Origin of the sequence: Lachnobacterium bovis DSM 14045 (assembly GCF_900107245.1) — a bacterium.
In the GTDB taxonomy this organism is placed as follows: Bacteria; Bacillota; Clostridia; order Lachnospirales; family Lachnospiraceae; genus Roseburia; species Roseburia bovis.
The window spans coordinates 1-1683 of the sequence record NZ_FNPG01000056.1 but is presented as its reverse complement, the minus strand read 5'-3'; the positions used below and the strand labels follow the sequence as shown (position 1 = coordinate 1683).

Annotated in this window: 2 protein-coding genes; both read right to left on the bottom strand. The window is 31.4% G+C overall.

Features of this window, described 5'->3' with window-relative positions; translation table 11 throughout:
* Positions 1-95 precede the first annotated feature (95 nt).
* Positions 96-383 carry a WXG100 family type VII secretion target gene (locus tag BLV79_RS12355; protein ID WP_074719268.1) on the bottom strand — a complete coding sequence of 96 codons (288 nt, stop codon included), beginning with the start codon at positions 381-383 and terminating at the stop codon, positions 96-98.
* A gap of 135 nt (positions 384-518) precedes the next feature.
* Positions 519-1683, bottom strand: a 1165-nt coding sequence (locus tag BLV79_RS12845; RefSeq protein WP_159429368.1) for a hypothetical protein, incomplete at its 5' end; no start/stop codon positions are given.

Sequence of the window (1683 nt, the reverse complement as noted above, 5' to 3'; positions counted from 1 at the left end):
TATCTCCTCACTTGCTACAGGTTATTTTTGATTATGAATTTCTGTTGAATTTCTAATTAAGTTTTTTGTTAACTTACTTAACCTTCTATTCCAACTTATTTCATCTGATTAGCCATTTCTGAATCAGCCTGGCTAAAGTTGTTGCTAATCTGAGTCATCTGTGATGACATATCTTCGATTAATTTTCTAACATCGTTTAATGTTTTTTTAGATTCATCAAATTCCTGTACATATCTGTTACATGTTTCTGCTTCCCAGATATCTGGTAGTGCATCAACAACTTTTGTCATAACGTTGATACAGTTTTCAAAAGTATCTCCTTGCTCTCTTAATGTTTTTGCTGAACTTCCTAATGCTTCATAGTCTAATCTTAATGATGCCATTATAATTCTCCTTTCAAATATCTGATTTGTCTTTTTATGTTTTTAATTAGTTTTTTATATAAAAGTAACTAACCATGATTTCTTATATCTTATAAAACTCTGGCTTTTGCTACTCCTTATATCTTTCTTATGAATCTATTCCCAATCCTCGTTTTCTTGTTGCGAACGATTTATTACAGCCATTGTCATGATTCCAATAGCTAATAAAACTATAAGTATTATCAATAGATACCATGCTACTTTTGGTGGTTGTGGAAGGGCTTTGTTTGCTTTGTTATTTGTAGCTTTTTCTTCCATTCCGTTTCCTGATAATACTGTTTTTGCTCCACTCAACTTATGAATGTTTCCTTTTAGGGTAACTGGATTTGCCATATACTGATATACGTTTTCATTTTCAATTGAACCAAGTCTTGTGTATGGCAACTTGGCAATAAAATCATTCATCAAATGCTGATTATCTTGTGAATCCTGATTCTTTATTCGCTTCGTTTCAGCTAATCCACTCTCTATTTGCTTCTTTGAATCATCACTTGCCTTTGACAAGCTTTCAAAAATGGTTTGCTGATTATTCATACTTGTTTCGTATATCTTATTTACATAATCTCCATAAGACTGGTTTGATTCATTAAGTAAATTTAATAAATCATTTTGAGTTGTTGTTAGTTTTGTTGTTGCCGTCTTATCGAATTCTGTCTCTGGCAATAACTCTGTTTTACTTATTGTGTCACTAAATTGTTTTATTGCTTCTTGTTGTTTTTGCGCTATGGCTTTATAATCATTTGCTTCTTTTTGCGTTTTTCCTATAAGTGGATTCACAACTTCTTGCATTATTTGATTTTCTAAAGCGTCTTTATCAAAAACATAGTATTTATCTGATACTTCTTTTATCTGACTTGTTGTGTTTTTTAAGTCTTCTAATTTATTTTTTAACACTGGATTTATCTTATGCTCTTGCTTTTTATCTTCTGGTTTTGTTTCTTCTACTGTTGCTTGTTCTCTTGCAAAGTTGCTTAGATCATTCAGTGTTGAACCTGAGTATCCTATAGTTGCATTTGACCACAACATATCTGTACCTTGTTTTCTAATTGACTGGATAAAATCGTTTGTTGTTTTATAATCTGTAAGTGCAAGACTTTGTTTAAACGAAGCATCGCCATCACAAAATGTTGCAAATTCATTTAATTTTTCAGGACCTAAGTATCCTATCAATTTTTCCATCATTGCCTGTGTTACAGCTACGTTCTGCTTTTTCTTTGCGTCTTGACTAACGTCAATGTTAAACACTGGAATGTTATTTGTT

Coding starts and splice junctions, on each gene's coding strand:
- BLV79_RS12355 (WP_074719268.1), bottom strand. CDS start 383: ATGGCATCATTAAGATTAGACTATGAAGCATTAGGAAGTTCAGCAAAA.